The following is a 15,267-nucleotide window of genomic DNA, read 5'->3' as shown; positions in this document are numbered from 1 at the left end:
CATAACGCCCGGCTTTGTCGGGCGTTTTTTATTTCAGGTACCGGGTGTAGGCAGTCATCAGGGAGAGTGTGTGTGCAGCGCGATACATTTGTTGTAAGACGATCTTTTTTTCAATGGCTGCAAAAGCGCAGCAACCCTGGCCTGATTGTTAATTCCTGTTTTATCGTCGTACTGATCTTCTCCACTCTTCTGACCTGGCGCGAGGTGGTGGTGCTGGAAGAGGCCTATATCTCCAGCCAGCGCAATCATCTGGAAACGGTTGCCAGCTCGCTCGACAGACAGCTGCAATTTGGCGTTGATAAGGCGCTATTTTTCCGCAACAGCATGCGGGACGCACTGCAGAAACCGCTGGCATTTGACGTTTTGCATCAGGCTGTTGATCGTTTTGACCTCCTCCGGAATCGACCTGCCTGGCAACTGGCGGTGGATAAAGAACGCACACTCCCCATTAATGGCGTATCAGACGCCTTTGTTGAAAAAACGGTACTCCTCAACCGTGACGATGAACGTATCCGTAATGAAATTTCTGCTGCACTTGAAGTCGGTTACTTACTACGTCTGGCCTCATCGACGGTACAGAATGAAGAGCGGATTATCTATATCTCCCGCGCCGGGTTTTATCTTTCCACGGATACGCCTGCGCAGAGTGACGACATCATTACGCGTTATTACCACCTGGTGACCCAGCCCTGGTTTACGCAGCAGTCTGAACGTAACAATCGTGCGCGGGCGGTGCGCTGGTTTATCTCTACCGCGTCCTCCTGGACCGGCAACGAACGCATGATTACGGCCAGCATACCCATCTATTTTGAACATTACTGGTACGGCGTAGTGGCGATGGATTTTTCGTTTAGCACCATGAAGCGTTTGCTGGCAGATGCAACGGACGATCATGCCGAAGGGGAATATCAGCTGTACGATTCGCGCCTCAACTTGATTGCCTCTTCGGAATCCCCTGCCAGCCTGATGAACCGTTTTGACGAACGTGAAATGGCGCAAATCGCACATGCCATTGAAAGTGACACGGAAGGCGGAGTCCGTCTCGGCAGTCGTTTTATCAGTTGGGAACGGCTCGATCACTTTGATGGCGTCGTTCTGCGAGTGCATACCCTGCATGAAGGTGTTCAGGGTGATTTCGGTAGCATCAGCATTGTGCTGGCTCTGCTGTGGGCACTGTTCACGGCCATGCTGCTTATCTCCTGGCTGGTGATCCGCCGAATGGTGAGCAACATGTATGCACTGCAAAGCTCACTGCAGTGGCAGGCCTGGCATGATCCGCTCACCCGTCTGAATAACCGTGGTGCGCTCTTCGAACGGGCCAGAATACTGGCACAACAATGCCAGCAACAGTCGCTACCGTTTTCCGTGATTCAGATCGATCTGGATCATTTCAAAAGCATCAATGACCGCTTTGGCCATCAGGCGGGTGATAAGGTGCTGTCTCATGCTGCCGGGATTATTGCCAGCGGACTGCGTGAAAACGATGTCGCCGGGCGCGTCGGCGGGGAAGAGTTTTGCGTGGTATTACCTGGAGTGGCGCTTCCCGAGGCCTCGGTGGTAGCAGAGCGCATCCGCGCAAGGATTGACAGCAAAGAGATTCTGGTGAAAAAAAGCACCACATTACATATCACTGCATCATTTGGCGTGAGCTGTGCCCATGAAAAAGGGAACTACAACTTTGAACAGCTGCAGTCGATTGCCGATACCCGTCTGTATCTGGCAAAACAGGGGGGACGTAATCAGGTTATCTGGCGCGATGACGACAAGAAGTGATCCAGCCCCTCACTCCAGCCAGCCGGTCCGGGCTGCTGAGTGTAATAGACCCGCGCAGGGGAAGTGTCTCGCAGCACGATACCCTGTCGGTTTATCCCTTTGATGACGACAGCGAAGTCCATGCTGTCCAACAGGGGGGCATCATTGGGGCCATCACCGAGTCCCAGGGTGACAGGAGTGATATCTTCCTGCTCGCGGTACTGCTCAATAAGCCAGTTAACCGCAACGTCCTTACCACAGCGGGCGTCCAGAATATGCCAGAAACGGGCGCCTTGCAGGCATTTCAGGCCACTTCGCGCCAGCACCTCTTCAAACTCAACCATTTTCTCATCGGTGTCGCGCCAGATAAGCGTGACGGAGGCTTCATGCTTACGTGCGAGGGCTGAGCGATAGCGCGTCAGCCCGGTCCACTCGCTGATAACCCGTTCATCGACGTCGTCAAAGGTGGTGAATTTAACGCGCAACTGCAGGCGGATTTGTTCAATCAGCCGGTGGATATCCTGGTGCGACATCCCTCTGATGTGGCGCTGACCCATTTCCCAGCGGACATCAGGCTGAATCACTGCGCCGTTTTCGGCAATAAGCGGTAAACCTTCCAGCCCCAGATCCTGCTGGATCTCAAGCATCTCTGCCACCGTCTTACTGCTGCAAAGAATAACCGGTACCTGGTTATCCAGCAGCCTGTCGAGCCAGGGTATCGCTGGCTGCCAGTCATAGGTATGAATATCCAGCAACGAGCCATCCAGGTCAGAAAAAATCAGCAGCGTGTCCTGCAGTGAAGGCATAGTGGCTCCAGATAACGGATGCGTCAGAGATTAAGAATATTCCTAAAAAATAACGGAAAGGGAAATCCTGGAAAAGGGAACTATCCCAGGCAAACCCGCATTCGGCGTATGTTATCGCTCATAACAAAAATCAATATGTTAAAAATGTTATATTCATTCCGAGAATATATGCTTGTCAGGCAAAATTGTTGGGGATAGTGTGGCATGTACATCAGGTTTCCTGGTGTAACGAATTTCAAGTGCTTCTTGCATAAGCAAGTTTTGATCCCGGCCATCCCCATGACCGGGATTTTTTTCGTGCTACCGATTTGCTTCAGACACGCTAAAGTCATGAATATCAAGCTCGAAGGCCTCAGCCAGTTCACGATAGGTGTGATAATCCCTTCCGTTAACAATGACGCGGTCAGAATTATCGTCCATACGGCGGACTTCTGATTCACTGATCTCATTGATCGCGGCCAGCAGGGCATCGACATCCACTTCGACGTCGCGTTTGATGGTGTCGCTGTACGCTTTGTCGGTCTTCATTACGGGACTCCTCTTTCAACCTACAAACGTGTCCAGGGTTAAGTATAGCCTGTGTATAAAAACGCCATTCGCGCCGGACGGCGATGTGCGTTTTTGCGTTTTGTTCTAAACTGGCTCAAAACCAGAGGAGGAATGTATGAAGGTCAACGATCGGGTAACCGTTAAAACGGACGGTGGGCCGCGCCGCCCGGGTGTGGTACTGGCAATTGAAGAGTTTAGCGAAGGCACAATGTACCTGGTATCACTGGAAGACTACCCGCTTGGCATCTGGTTTTTTAACGAACTGGGGCATCCTGACGGTATTTTTGTTGAGAAAGCAGAGTAGCTCGGCGTCGGGTGGCACAGCGCGTACCCGACAACGTTCTCAGAAGCAAAAATCTCTGGCCAGGCCAGAGATCAAAGGTAGGGTGCACAGGGTCTTAAGCGACTAACGCATGTTGACGAAAATCCCGTTCGTCACATTATCGGTCAGGCGTACTACGTGGTAGATCACTTGCTTATTATGCGTTTTAATTTTCCTTTTAATATTTCCTTTGTGTGACGAAACGGTTTTAGCTTTAATATTCATCTGGTCTGAGATCTGAATAGTTCCTTGGCCCGCCATCCACATTCTCAGCATACTTGATTCAGTCCTGCTTAATGATAGGGTGGGTAAGTTAACCGCTCCTACATTTTTAACTTCTTTATTCAAATAATCACCCAGAATGTCATCCAGCGACTCTGGTTTAATCGATTTAGAGCTGATTAATAAGTTTTTACGGACCAATAAATACTCATCGAAATGGATATTCGCGATCGCCATAAAAACAATAAACAGGGTTTTTGGATGCTGATTAATGATTTGCTTAATGTGCTGACTGTTGGCTGGATCGTGAATGAAACAGTCCTCATTAATAAACACCACGCCTGGTTTTAGTTCGTCACAAGCGGCTGCGAGTTCGTCAACGGTGTGTGCATCGTTGATGTCTCTCTTTCTTACCCCTCTGCTTGCCAGGTACCCGGTTAACCCTAGCCGGGTGTAGCTGCATAAATCCATAATGATCGTTGACATGGCATACCCTCACTCAATGCGTAACGATAATTCACCATCTGCCTGAGAGCTCAAAACAGCCATACGGGATGGAAAAAAATAATAAACCTGTGAGCATGACAAAGACTTTCAGGCGGACTCACTATCCCGTAAAGTTACGTATAATTTGCCAGGAATCTTCTTAAAGTAAAGTAATTATTAAGTATTGTGAGGTGCTTAGAAACAATTAAACCGCGTCAGATATATCCTGGAAGATGTTTTTCAGGTTTTATTTTAGGAATATCCTCAGAAAGACAATATCAATAGTGAGGGCTATTATTTACGTGGCAGTTCGCTGACAATATCCGCTAACAGGTTGAATATCTCGCCGAATAAATGTTCACAGAAGGGGGCGATAAGTGGCATGAGTAATGACATTAATAAAATTCCGACCGTCAACGTCAGCGGAAAACCAATGACAAACACCGATAACTGCGGCGCCATTCGGTTCAGTAAACCTAATGCCAGGTTTACTGTCAGCAGCAGCGTGATAATCGGTAGCGCGAGCATCAGCCCGTTCAGGAATATCAGCCCTGCGGCACGGGTGAGCGCCAGAAAAGCATTGCTGTTCACCGGGTTCTCACCAATTGGCAGCGTATGGAACGTATCCACCAGCATGGAAATGAGCCACAGATGACCGTTGAACGACAAGAATAGCAGCATGGCCAGCAGGTCGATAATGCGCGCCAGCACAGGCATGTTGAGATGGCTGCCGGGATCGACGAACGTGGCGAACGATAATCCCATCTGCAGGCCGATGAGTTCCCCTGCGGTGCGCACGGCGGCAAAGGCGAGTTGCATGGTAAAGCCGACGGCGACGCCAATCATCACCTGCTGCAATGCCACCCATATCGCATTGGCCGAGAAAATCGGAATATCCACAGGGGGAAGAGAAGGGGCGACGATAATGGAAATGATGATGCCCAGCCCCACTTTGACACGCTTGGGGATCGATTTCTCACTGAGAATGGGCGCCGTTGAAATCAGCGCCATGATGCGCAGCATCGGCCAAAAGTAGACGCCAAGCCACTGAACCCACTGGTCGCTGGTGAAGTGCAGCATTGTCAGGTCAGCCGATGATGTACGGCAGGTTGGTAAACAGGTTGCGCATATAGTCCAGCAACAGGTTCAGCATCCACGGCCCGGCAACGATAATCGCCACGAACACGGCGATGATTTTCGGGATAAATGACAGCGTCATTTCGTTAATTTGCGTGGCGGCCTGCAGAATACTGATAATCAGACCGGTTACCAGCGCGACAAGCAACAAAGGTGCGGCAACGGCTATCGCGATTTTCATCGCTTCCGTGCCCATCATCATGACCGATTCGGGTGTCATTGCCGTTCCTTAACTGTAGAAACTCTGGGCCAGAGAACTGACCAGCAGCTGCCAGCCATCGACCAGCACGAAGAGCATGATCTTAAAGGGCAGGGCAATGGTGGCGGGAGGAACCATCATCATACCCAGCGCCATCAGCACGCTGGCGATCACCAGGTCGATAATCAGGAACGGAATAAAAATGGTAAAGCCAATCTGAAACGCGGTTTTCAGCTCGCTGGTGACATAGGCGGGCAGCAGAATACGTATCGGAACTGCTTCCGGTCCCTGAAGCTCACCGGTGTTGGACAGGCGAGCAAAAAGCGCCAGATCCGCTTCACGCGTCTGGCGCAGCATAAATTCCCGTAACGGCTGAGCGCCTTTATCCAGCGCCTCCTGCATGGAGATTTTGTCTTCGCTGAACGGCTGGTAGGCGTCGGTGTAAATCTTATCGATCACCGGCGACATAATGAAAAAGGTCAAAAACAGCGCCAGCCCCAGCAGAACCTGGTTTGGCGGTGCGGAAGGGGTTCCTAGCGCGTTTCGCAGCAGGCCAAAGACGATGATGATGCGGGTGAAGCTGGTCATCATCAGCAGGATGGCCGGAATAAACGTCAGCGAGGTGATAAAAACCAGTGTCTGAACCGGGAGCGACCAGCTTTGGCCGCCGCCAGCGAGGGGCGTTGAGACCAGACCAGGCAGTTGCGCATAAACCGCGGGAGCAAACAGACCCACGCCCGCAAGCGTAAGGGATAACAAACGGCGCATCAGGATCTCCCGGAACGCTTAAGCAAACTCTTCATAACGGACTGGAAATCCGCAGGGGCGTCTGCGCGCTCGTCCACCAGAACAGGAGCGGGCGGCAGTTTATGTAATACGTTGATGTTTGAGGCAGTGACGCCCAGAACCAAACGCGCATCTTCCACATCGACAATGACCACGCGTTCCCGTGGCCCCAGTGTGGTGCTGGCGCTGACCTTCAGACCGCGGGTACCGGCGGTTTTACCCGCCAGACCAACGCGTTTCGCCAGCCATGCGGCGATAAGAATAAAGGCAATAATACCGAACAACGCCCCGCTCACCTGGAGCAGAGGTGAGCCGGGGACGGCAGAAGGTTGTGATATTGTTGCCTGAGTTTTCATGCTTAACGGCTCAGACGACGCATACGTTCTGATGGGGTAATGATGTCGGTGATGCGAACGCCGTATTTATCGGCAACCACCACCACTTCACCCTGGGCAATCAGATAACCGTTGATCAGAATATCCAGCGGCTCACCGGCCAGACCGTCCAGCGCCACCACGGAACCCTGCGTCAGGCGCAGCAGTTCTTTAATGGTCATACGGGTACGTCCCAGTTCCACGGTCAGCTTAACAGGGATGTCCATAATCAGGTCGATGTCCTGCAGCGTGCCGCTGACATCACCCCCACCAAGCTGCTGGAATACCGCATCCGCCGCGCTTTTACTCGGGGTGGATTGTTGCTCGTTTAACGCGTCAGCCCACAGATCGTCCAGTGCTCCGCTGTTTTCATCGGACGGATTGTTCATGTCACTCATTTGGGCTGTTCCTCATTCAGCGAATTCAATATCGGGTTGATCAAGTGCTCAACGCGTAACGCATACTGACCGTTAAGTGTGCCGTACTGGCTTGTCAGCACCGGGACACCATCCACATGGGCAATAATGCGGTCGGGTTTTTCTATCGGCAGGACATCGCCGGGTTGTAATTTCAGTATCTGGGATAACCGCAGCGGGATATCGGCAAAACTCGCGATCAGCTCAAGCTGCGAACGCTGAACCTGACGTACCAGGTTTTCACGCCAGTTCTGGTCTTCGTTGCGTGAGTTCTCCAGCGGGGGGTTAACCAGCAGTTCGCGCAGCGGTTCGATCATGCTGAACGGCAGGCAAATGTTGAATTCCCCGGTCAGGTTACCGATTTCTACATGGAACGGCGTGTTGACGACGATATCGTTTGGAGAGGTGGTGATATTGGTAAATTTCACCTGCATCTCAGAACGTACATACTCCACGTCCAGTGGGTTAATGGCTTTCCACGCGTCGCTGTAAGATTCCAGCGCCAGCTTCAGCATACGGTTAATCACGCGCTGCTCGGTGTGGGTAAATTCACGACCTTCTACTTTGGTCGGGAAACGCCCGTCGCCGCCGAACAGGTTATCCACCGCAATGAACACCAGGCTTGGCGAAAACACCACCAGTCCAGTGCCGCGCAGCGGCTTCAGATGAATCAGGTTAAGGTTGGTTGGCACCGGCAGGTTGCGGGCAAACTCATGATACGGCTGAATACGGATCGCACCGACCGTGATGTCCGGGCTACGACGCAGCAGGTTAAACAGCCCCATACGGAACTGACGTGCAAAACGTTCGTTAATGATCTCCAGCGCCTGCAGACGTTCACGTACCACGCGACGCTGGGTATTCGGGTCATAGGGGCGAATATCGCTATCGCCGCCAAGACCCGGTTGCGGATCATCACTCTTATCGCTGTCGCCGTTAAGCAGCGCATCGATTTCTGCCTGAGAAAGAATACTGTCGCCCATGTCGTTACCGCAGAATGAAGGCTGTATACAGAACGTCAGTGACTTCCTGCTTAGGTTGGCCGTTTACCAGCGGGGTCGCCAGCGTTTGTTTAATGGCGTCGACCAGCTTTTGCTTGCCGACATCGGTGGCCAGCGTCGAAGCATCCTGACGAGAGAACAGCAGCAGAAGGCGGCTACGCACTTCAGGAAGATAATCATTCAGGCGCGCACGCGTGGCCTCATCCTTCAGGCGCAGCGTAATACCGACATACAGCACACGATCCGCATCACCGAGATTCACGGTGAAGGTATCGAGAGGGAAAAATACCGGTGCCGGCGGTGGTGCTGGTTCGGCTTTGGCCGCAGCGGTCGAAGGTTCCTGCTGCATACGCCAGTAACTATAGCCCGCGGTGGCGCAGGCGGCGAGCGTGATCAACACCAGCAGCGGGATCCAGATGGAACGCTTACTTTTTTTGGTGATAGCGGAGTCAGTCATCTGATACGAGCTTCCTGTTTCGGTACAGCTTAATAAGGTGATTATCCCGTGTCCTGCCGACGTCAAAGCGTGGAAAAGACGGGGATAATCACGTTACCTCTGGCGTTTAGGCGAAGATGTCTACGGCGCTGTTGCCACGTGCTGCAGATTGCAGGGCGGCAGGGGTAGGCAGTATCTCATCACTCTCTTCATTAAAGCCGCCGGTATTACCGGAACGCGAAGCCTGCTGTTGCTGCTGGGAGAAGGACTGCTGCTGCCCGGCAAAGCTCTCACTGCTGACGCTGCTCTGCGCAAGCTGAATACCGTTCTCAGCCAGCGATGTCCGTAGTACCGGCAGGGCTGCTTCCAGTGCTGCACGCACGTGGCTGTGCGCCGAGACCATCTGCAGTTGCGCCTGGTTATCATCCAGTTTAAGCGAAATTTGCACCTGACCCAGATCTTCCGGGTGCAGACGCAGCTCCGCTGTCTGTTGTCCCTGCTTAGTGAACAGCGTGATGTGCTGGCTCAGGGATTGCTGCCATTCGTGAGTTCCCAGAGGCTGGCTTAACACCGGCGCAGTGGCAACGGTGGCGGCCGGCTGGCTGGTCGCGTGGCTGGACATCACTGGCGCCAGGGTTGCGGTCGGCGATGTTGAAGACGACGCGCTGGCGAGTTCTTGTTTCTCCACGGCAGCGGTTACAGCCGGTGTCGCGGGCGCGTTGTCAGGCAGAACAGGGTCGCTGTGTTTGCCCTGACTCTGATACGACGCAGAAAGCTGGGCTTTATCATGGCCTGCCAGCGGGGTGTTCTGGGACGATTGTCCCGCGCCATTCTGTGCAAGCGTCGCTGAACTCAGAACAGACTTCGCGGTAATACCGTCAGTGCCTGTCGCGTGAGCAGTGCTGGTCTGCTGGTGGGGGAGCATCGCCATCAGCGCACTTAATCCTGCCAGTTCTTCTTCGCTCAGTTCGCTTTTGCTGTCATCTTTGCTGGCAGTATTCAGTGTCTTCAGGGCATCTCCCTTTGACAGCGGTGTCAGCCCGGAAACCAGCGTTTCCAGCGGTGTGGTTGAGGGTGCTTCATCGCCATTCAGCGCACCCTGACGCGAGAGCAGGTCCGCAATTTTAGCCTGCAGCGTGGTATCGCCCCTGGCGTCCTGAGCGACTTTTGACAGCTTACTGCCAGCCGCTTTCAGGTCAGCCAGGGTCAGTGGCGCATCCTTGCCTTTGCCGGTTGCATCCGTCAGGGCGCCCGCCAGCAGAGAGAGAAAATCTTGCGCACCGTCAGTGCCTTTCCCTGTCAGCGTGCCGCCTGACAGGTCGCTGTCGCTCATCAGCAGTTGTTGCAGTGTGATCATTCCGGTTTCCTCATTGATGCGCGCTGGGCAAACTCATCCATTTTTTTCTGATCCAGACGGTTTTCCGCCAGGGTCGAGGCTGCAATCTGCCGATCCTGTAAGGTTTGCCAGGCCTGCAGCCGCTGTTTTTTCTCGCGCCAGAAATTCAGCGCGGTATCCACTTTCTGGGTCCACTGGTTAAGCTGCTGGCGATGCTGCTCTATCGCCTTCTCCAGCGTCTGGATAAACTGCTGATAGTTAATCCAGCGCTGACTGCCAATGCCCTGTGTCATATCGGTATTGAGGTTGGTGCGATATTCATGCTGATAGTCGATTAACATCTTCAACTGTTCTTCAGCCTGCTGGCACCCGCGTCGCATTGCGCCAAGCTGCAATGCGGCATCATCAACTTCTTTTTCAGCCAGATCTTTCAGCGTTGATAACGCGCTGTTTTGCGCCATAACCTTCGCCCTCCACCTGTGTTACACCTGCGGGAAAATCAGCTCCAGTGCCTGAATTGAATCTTCCCAGTCGGCACGTTCAAAAATGCCTTGTTGCAAAAACGCCTCCAGCTGCGGCCACAGGTTAATCGCTTTGTCGAGCATCGGGTCGCTGCCTTTGGCATACGCCCCCACGCTGACCAGATCGCGGTTACGCTGGAAGCTGGAGAGGAGTTGTTTGAAATTACGCACGCGGGCGTAGTGTTTCTCGGTTATCAGCGCCGTCATTGCGCGGCTGATAGAGGCTTCAATATCAATGGCCGGATAGTGCCCGGCTTCGGCCAGACGACGCGACAGCACAATGTGACCGTCAAGGATCGCACGCGCGGAATCGGCAATCGGGTCTTGCTGATCATCTCCCTCGGTCAGTACCGTATAGAACGCGGTAATGGAGCCGCCGCCGCTGATGCCGTTCCCTGCACGTTCTACCAGAGCAGGGAGCTTGGCGAATACCGAAGGCGGGTAGCCTTTGGTCGCCGGAGGCTCACCAATAGCCAGCGCGATTTCACGCTGTGCCATCGCGTAACGGGTCAGGGAATCCATGATCAGCAGCACGTGCTTGCCGCGGTCACGGAAATCTTCGGCGATACGGGTGGCATACGCTGCACCCTGCATACGCAATAACGGCGAGACATCTGCCGGTGCGGCGATAACCACCGAGCGGGCGCGACCTTCCGCCCCCAGAATGTTTTCGATAAAGTCTTTAACTTCACGCCCACGCTCGCCGATCAGACCCACGACGATAACATCGGCTTGAGTGTAGCGTGCCATCATGCCGAGCAGCACGGATTTCCCCACGCCAGACCCGGCGAACAGGCCCATACGTTGTCCACGGCCTACAGTCAGCAGGGCGTTGATCGGACGCACGCCGGTATCCAGCACATGCTCAATAGGCGTTCGTTGCAGGGGGTTAAAGGGCTGAGTAATGAGTGCGCCGGTTTCCGTGGTGTCCGGTGAAGGCAGACCGTCAAGCGGTTTACCGCTGCCGTCCAGCACGCGGCCCAGCAGGGCAGGGCCAAGCGGCAGCTGTTTCCCGCTCTGCAGTCCATCACCGATAATGTTTTTGGCGTATACGCGTGCGCCGGGAAGAATGCCTTCCACCTCTTCAAGCGGCATCAGAAACAGACGCTGGCCGTTAAAACCGACCACTTCGCTTTCGACTTCGCGCGTTTCCAGACCATCCTGACGCTCAATGACGCAGGTCGCACCCAGCGGAAGCTGCAGGCCGGTGGCCTCCAGTACCAGCCCGGTGGCGCGCGTCAGTCGCCCATAACGACGAACAGATGGCAGTTGCGCCATCTTTGTCTCAAAGTTGTCGAGCGTGGTGAGCCAGCGGGTGAGGCGTGCGGTCATCAGACGACTCCCGGTGCCGCAAGGCGACACAGTTCCTGCCAGCGGGTAGCCACGCTGGCATCCAGGTCACCTTCATCGGCAGAGACTTTGCAGCCGCCGTGATGTAACGACGGGTCGCCGCGCAGACGCCAGCCGTGCAGGTTTAGCGTCGCCCCCAGGCTCTCTTCCACGCGCTGCAGGTCGTCCGGGTGAACGCGTAGCTGAGGCTTCCCGCTGAACAGCGGCTCTTGTTGCAGCAGCCCCTGAATTTGTTTGATCAGCGCAGTGTTATCCACCACCGGCGTCTGGCCGATAACCTGACGCGCGGCTTCCAGCGCCATCTGCATTAGTCGTGATGCAATCACGCTGTCCAGCGCATCCAGCGTGTGCTGGAACTCGCTGACCAGCTGCTGCATGCGGGCATGGATCGGCGCCTGCTGCTGACGCGCCTGATCAATACCGTGCTCTAACCCTTTCGCCAGACCTTCCTGATACCCTTGCTCGTGGCCCTTCTGCCGGCCTTCGTTCAGACCGGCATTATAACCTTGCTCGTGTGCCTGCATTTGCAGCTGAGCCAGCATCTGTGCTTGTTGCTCCTCTTCACTCAGTTCGGGCTGCTCAGCGTCCGGGTCGAGCTCCACGGGCGATACCACCGCTGGTGTGAATTCGGAGAGGGGAGGTGCCAGATCGTCCGGTGTCCAGCGCTTCCACGGCATCTCATTAGACATAGGTGTCGTCTCCGCTGCCAATCACCATCTCGCCGGTTTCCGCCAGACGACGAACAATAAGCAGGATCGCTTTCTGTTCGTTTTCCACCTGAGACAGACGTACCGGGCCACGGTTGGCAAGGTCGTCGCGCAGGATATCTGCCGCACGCTGAGACATGTTGCGCAGGAACTTCTCGCGCAGTGGCTGCTCGGCACCTTTGAGGGCGATAAGCAGCGACTCGGAGTCCACTTCCTGGAGCAGGCGCTGGATGCTGCGATCGTCCACTTCGACCAGGTTTTCGAACAGGAACATCTCGTCGATAATTTTCTGTGCCAGCTCGCCGTCGAATTCGCGTACTGCGGTAATAACCGCCTCTTCCTGCTGGGTTTTCATCAGGTTGATGATTTCCGCCGCCGTTCTCACGCCGCCCATTTTGCTGCGCTTGAGGTTCTGACCGTCGAGCAGGTTGTTCAGTACTTCTGTCAGCTCCGCCAGTGCGGCTGGCTGCACGCCGCCGAAGGTCGCGATACGCAGCATCACATCGTGGCGCAGACGCTCTTCGAACAGCGCCAGAATATCGGCCGCCTGACCACGTTTGAGGTGGACAAGGATGGTGGCAATAATCTGCGGGTGCTCGTCGCGAATAAGGTCGGCGGCACTCTGCGGTTCCATAAAGTTGAGCGTTTCGATACCGCTGGCGGTATCGCGCGTTTCCAGAATATCTTCCAGCAGGCTGGCGGCACGCTCTTCGCCCAGCGCCTTGACCAGCACGGAGCGCAGGTAGTCGTTGGCGTTGACGTTGAGCGCGGCAAACTGTTCGGCTTCCTGCTCAAATTCCGACAGCACTTCGGTCAGCTGTTTATTGGAGATTTGACGCACGTTGGCCATGGCCGCACTGAGAATTTGCACTTCTCGCTGGGAGAGGTGTTTAAACACCTCTGCCGCGCGATCTTCGCCAATGGTCATCAACAGGATGACGCTTTTATCGGTGCCTGTAAGCGTATTACTCATGTTCGTTACCCATCCACTGGCGGATGACCAGCGCCACGACGCGCGGATCGTTATCTGACATTTCGCGAATGCGCTGGCTCATGACCTCAGCGCCCATGCGCTGGTTAGCACGGCGTTGCTGCATTTGTTCATCTTTGCTGAGGCGTACTTCAACCGCTTCTTCCACTTCCTGACGCGCGCTCATCTGTTCGCGAGCGGCTTTCTCGGCTTCAGCTCGACGCTGGAGCTGCGGACGAACGCCTTTACGCCACAGCAGCCACGCGACAATCAGCACCAGCAGCCAGCGTCCCGCGGACATCAGCTGATCGATAAACGCCTGCTGTTGCCAGAACGGCAGTTCACCGCCGGTCTCATCCACCGCGTTGAACGGTGAGTTCACCACGTTGAGGCTATCGCCACGCTTCTCGGAGTAACCCATTGCTTCACGGGTCAGGTTTTCAATCTGCTTCATCTGCTCGGCTGTCAGCGCCAGCGGTTTGCCATTTGGAAGCGTCTTGTAGTTCACCACTACCGCAACAGAAAGACGCTGAATATCGCCCACGTTCAGTTTAGTGTGGCGAATCGTCCGATCCACTTCGTAGTTCGTGGTTTCGTTACGACTGCTGGTATGCGGACCGGCATTATTGGCCGTTGACGTAGTCTGCTGGTTATTTTGCTGACCGTTCTGCTGGTTTGCCGGAGGTGTAGAAATAGGTGCTGCGTTAGCAGGGGCAGGCTGGTTAGACAGCGCACCAGGAACACCGCCAGGGTACGCACCACCAGACTGTTCGCTGGAGTTAATCTGGCGAGAACGCATCACCGCCTGAGCGGCATCACCGTTCGGGCTGTACTGTTCTTCAGTTTGTTCTTTATTAGCGAAGTCAATCTGCGCGGTAACCTGCGCGTGCACGTTACTGTTACCCACGACCGGGCCGAGGATCGCTTCAATACGACGCTGGAGACGGTTTTCTACATCGGCGGCATATTTCAGCTGCGCGTCATTCAGATCGCGACCGGCGGTATTGGATTGCGTCAGCAGATGACCACTCTGGTCGACCAGCGTCACGTTACCCGGCGGCAGACCGGCGACAGCGCTGGAGACGAGATGCGTCACAGCGCTAATTTGCCCTTCATCCAGCGCGCGGCCAGGTTCGAGATTCACGGTCACGGAGGCGGAAGGGGATTTCTGTTCGCGGACAAATAAGGAAGGTTTAGGCATCGCCAGGTGCACTCGGGCACTTTTCACCGGGCCTAACGTTTCAATGGTACGAGCCAGTTCGCCTTCCAGGGCACGCTGGTAGTTCACCTGCTCGCTGAACTGGCTGATACCGAATTTTTCCTGATCCAGCAGTTCAAAACCGACCGCGCCGCCCTTCGGCAGCCCCTGCTGCGCCAGACGCAGACGCAGTTCGTGCACCTTATCCGCAGGAACCTCAAGCGCCCCCCCGTTATCGGCAAAGCGATAAGGGATGTTCATCTGGGTAAGCTGGGTGACGATGGCACCGCCATCCTGATCGGAAAGGTTACTGTAGAGCGTCCGGTAATCAGGGCTTTTCGCCCACAGGACCATCGCTACAAGGATCGCAATTGCGGCAGCGCCTGCCACGATCAACGGGATTTTAGGATTCGCGCGAAGGCGGTTCATCCACTCGAGTGATTTATTTTGTGGCGCTGTCGATGCTGTTGCACTCATTGCGCACCTCTTAAATCCTGGTGGTTTACGTTATTCGTGTAGAGAAACAAAACTGACTCCCGGGTCGGCAAACACGACAAAAGTTCCATATTGATGGCCCTGCCATTATTTGATGATTCGTGATTTTCTATGCGTCAAATAACCTGGTTTTTTCACGCTATTTACCGCCATTATCTTATTGACAAGCTGTTAGTCTTGACCGCGTAAAAAACCATCCAGGGG

General features: G+C 54.6%; 18 protein-coding genes. 2 read left to right on the top strand and 16 right to left on the bottom strand.

Annotation, left to right across the window (positions count from 1 at the left end):
* Positions 1 to 72 precede the first annotated feature (72 nt).
* A complete protein-coding gene (gene yedQ, locus LCD46_13890) occupies positions 73 to 1,773 on the top strand; it encodes a cellulose biosynthesis regulator YedQ (protein UOY69182.1) in 1,701 nt (566 codons plus the stop codon).
* Here the strand turns inward: yedQ and LCD46_13885 are convergent.
* Together LCD46_13885 and yodD are read right to left on the bottom strand one after the other, a co-directional pair.
* Positions 1,740 to 2,558 carry a mannosyl-3-phosphoglycerate phosphatase-related protein gene (locus LCD46_13885; protein ID UOY69181.1) on the bottom strand — a complete coding sequence of 273 codons (819 nt, stop codon included), beginning with the start codon at positions 2,556 to 2,558 and terminating at the stop codon, positions 1,740 to 1,742. The two genes, yedQ and LCD46_13885, sit on opposite strands and share 34 nt — an antisense overlap.
* 300 nt (positions 2,559 to 2,858) lie before the next feature.
* A complete protein-coding gene (yodD, locus tag LCD46_13880; protein ID UOY69180.1) occupies positions 2,859 to 3,086 on the bottom strand; it encodes a YodD family peroxide/acid resistance protein in 228 nt (75 codons plus the stop codon).
* A gap of 136 nt (positions 3,087 to 3,222) precedes the next feature.
* Between yodD and dsrB the strand changes: the two genes are divergently transcribed.
* Positions 3,223 to 3,411, top strand: coding sequence for a protein DsrB (dsrB, locus tag LCD46_13875; GenBank protein ID UOY69179.1), 189 nt, complete (start codon positions 3,223 to 3,225; stop codon positions 3,409 to 3,411).
* Positions 3,412 to 3,513: 102 nt separating this feature from the next.
* Here the strand turns inward: dsrB and rcsA are convergent, their stop codons facing one another.
* The 14 genes from rcsA to fliF form a co-directional block, all read right to left on the bottom strand.
* The gene (gene rcsA / locus LCD46_13870; protein UOY69178.1) at positions 3,514 to 4,137 is read right to left on the bottom strand and encodes a transcriptional regulator RcsA; all 624 of its coding nucleotides are present in this window, start codon (positions 4,135 to 4,137) and stop codon (positions 3,514 to 3,516) included.
* Between the two features lie 294 nt (positions 4,138 to 4,431).
* Positions 4,432 to 5,217 (bottom strand): flagellar type III secretion system protein FliR, encoded by a 786-nt coding sequence (fliR, locus tag LCD46_13865; GenBank protein UOY69177.1) that lies wholly within the window; start codon positions 5,215 to 5,217, stop codon positions 4,432 to 4,434.
* A 7-nt stretch (positions 5,218 to 5,224) separates the two neighbouring features.
* Positions 5,225 to 5,494 carry a flagellar biosynthesis protein FliQ gene (fliQ, locus tag LCD46_13860; protein UOY69176.1) on the bottom strand — a complete coding sequence of 90 codons (270 nt, stop codon included), beginning with the start codon at positions 5,492 to 5,494 and terminating at the stop codon, positions 5,225 to 5,227.
* A 9-nt stretch (positions 5,495 to 5,503) separates the two neighbouring features.
* Positions 5,504 to 6,241: a flagellar type III secretion system pore protein FliP gene (gene fliP, locus LCD46_13855; GenBank protein ID UOY69175.1), complete on the bottom strand. Its 738-nt coding sequence runs from the start codon at positions 6,239 to 6,241 to the stop codon at positions 5,504 to 5,506.
* Positions 6,241 to 6,615 carry a flagellar type III secretion system protein FliO gene (gene fliO / locus LCD46_13850; protein ID UOY69174.1) on the bottom strand — a complete coding sequence of 125 codons (375 nt, stop codon included), beginning with the start codon at positions 6,613 to 6,615 and terminating at the stop codon, positions 6,241 to 6,243. The genes fliP and fliO overlap by 1 nt, the downstream gene beginning before the upstream one ends.
* 2 nt (positions 6,616 to 6,617) lie before the next feature.
* Positions 6,618 to 7,031 carry a flagellar motor switch protein FliN gene (fliN, locus tag LCD46_13845; GenBank protein UOY69173.1) on the bottom strand — a complete coding sequence of 138 codons (414 nt, stop codon included), beginning with the start codon at positions 7,029 to 7,031 and terminating at the stop codon, positions 6,618 to 6,620.
* Positions 7,028 to 8,032: a flagellar motor switch protein FliM gene (gene fliM, locus LCD46_13840; protein UOY69172.1), complete on the bottom strand. Its 1,005-nt coding sequence runs from the start codon at positions 8,030 to 8,032 to the stop codon at positions 7,028 to 7,030. The genes fliN and fliM overlap by 4 nt, the downstream gene beginning before the upstream one ends.
* A gap of 4 nt (positions 8,033 to 8,036) precedes the next feature.
* Positions 8,037 to 8,507, bottom strand: coding sequence for a flagellar basal body-associated protein FliL (fliL, locus tag LCD46_13835; GenBank protein UOY69171.1), 471 nt, complete (start codon positions 8,505 to 8,507; stop codon positions 8,037 to 8,039).
* A gap of 106 nt (positions 8,508 to 8,613) precedes the next feature.
* On the bottom strand, positions 8,614 to 9,843 hold the full coding sequence (gene fliK, locus LCD46_13830; protein ID UOY69170.1) for a flagellar hook length control protein FliK: 1,230 nt from the start codon (positions 9,841 to 9,843) through the stop codon (positions 8,614 to 8,616).
* On the bottom strand, positions 9,840 to 10,283 hold the full coding sequence (gene fliJ / locus LCD46_13825) for a flagella biosynthesis chaperone FliJ (GenBank protein UOY69169.1): 444 nt from the start codon (positions 10,281 to 10,283) through the stop codon (positions 9,840 to 9,842). Before fliJ ends, fliK begins: the two co-directional genes overlap by 4 nt.
* A 21-nt stretch (positions 10,284 to 10,304) precedes the next feature.
* Positions 10,305 to 11,675, bottom strand: coding sequence for a flagellum-specific ATP synthase FliI (gene fliI / locus LCD46_13820; GenBank protein ID UOY69168.1), 1,371 nt, complete (start codon positions 11,673 to 11,675; stop codon positions 10,305 to 10,307).
* Positions 11,675 to 12,382, bottom strand: a complete 708-nt coding sequence (gene fliH / locus LCD46_13815) for a flagellar assembly protein FliH (protein UOY69167.1) — start codon at positions 12,380 to 12,382, stop codon at positions 11,675 to 11,677. Before fliH ends, fliI begins: the two co-directional genes overlap by 1 nt.
* Positions 12,375 to 13,373, bottom strand: a complete 999-nt coding sequence (gene fliG, locus LCD46_13810) for a flagellar motor switch protein FliG (protein ID UOY69166.1) — start codon at positions 13,371 to 13,373, stop codon at positions 12,375 to 12,377. Before fliG ends, fliH begins: the two co-directional genes overlap by 8 nt.
* Entirely contained in the window at positions 13,366 to 15,045 is a 1,680-nt protein-coding gene (gene fliF / locus LCD46_13805) for a flagellar M-ring protein FliF (GenBank protein UOY69165.1), read from the bottom strand. Before fliF ends, fliG begins: the two co-directional genes overlap by 8 nt.
* Between the last annotated feature and the right edge of the window lie 222 nt (positions 15,046 to 15,267).

Origin of the sequence: Enterobacter ludwigii, assembly GCA_023023105.1 — a bacterium.
Classification (GTDB): domain Bacteria; phylum Pseudomonadota; class Gammaproteobacteria; order Enterobacterales; family Enterobacteriaceae; genus Enterobacter; species Enterobacter adelaidei.
The sequence above is the reverse complement of the archived record's forward strand: the minus strand, read 5'-3'. Positions and strand labels throughout refer to the sequence as shown.